Raw genomic sequence first — 554 nt, 5'->3', positions numbered from 1 at the left:
TAGGTGATACGCGCCGATTTGTGCTACGAAATTTACATTGTAAAACTCAAATAGAATATGAGCTCGGCCACGGCGCATTATTGATCATGGCTGGGGAGCTTCAGCACTATTGGAGACACTGCGTTCCCAAAACAGCCAAACCAAAAGGAGAACGTATCAACCTGACTTTTAGACATATTTTGAACTATTGACTCAGGTTTTACATTCTTAACAAACATTGATGATAAGTTTACATCCAGGTTATATCAGGGAATGGATTTATGCGTATCAAACCTATCAGCTTGGCGGTCTTGCTCTCTTGCTCACTCATCTTGAATGTTCAGGCATCTCAAGAAGAGGTGCCTGCACTTAAGTACTCTCAATCAGCACAGCTGATTCGCGACACATACGAACGTGAGTTATTCACGCTTCCTCCTTTTAAGGAAGGCCACTTTGGGCTGCGTATGTTCCGCCAAACCTTAGATGAAAAATACTACGCAACCATTTGGACAGACATGGCTCAAGTCGCAAGCCGATTGAATCGCTTCGCGAATGACGTCGTCAAACCAGAAGAC

2 protein-coding genes are annotated in these 554 nt (G+C 43.9%); both read left to right on the top strand.

Features of this window, described 5'->3' with window-relative positions; genetic code table 11:
* Nucleotides 1–191: alpha-ketoglutarate-dependent dioxygenase AlkB (locus tag R8O10_RS26900; protein ID WP_318192185.1), on the top strand; the 191-nt coding region annotated here is incomplete at its 5' end.
* Nucleotides 192–260: 69 nt separating this feature from the next.
* The coding region (locus tag R8O10_RS26895) for a DUF3541 domain-containing protein (protein WP_318192184.1) at nucleotides 261–554 on the top strand (294 nt) is incomplete at its 3' end.

It is taken from the genome of Vibrio sp. 1727 (assembly GCF_033344415.1).
Lineage (GTDB): Bacteria > Pseudomonadota > Gammaproteobacteria > Enterobacterales > Vibrionaceae > Vibrio > Vibrio alginolyticus.
Note: the sequence above shows the minus strand (reverse complement) of the source record. Positions and strands in the feature narration are given on the sequence as shown.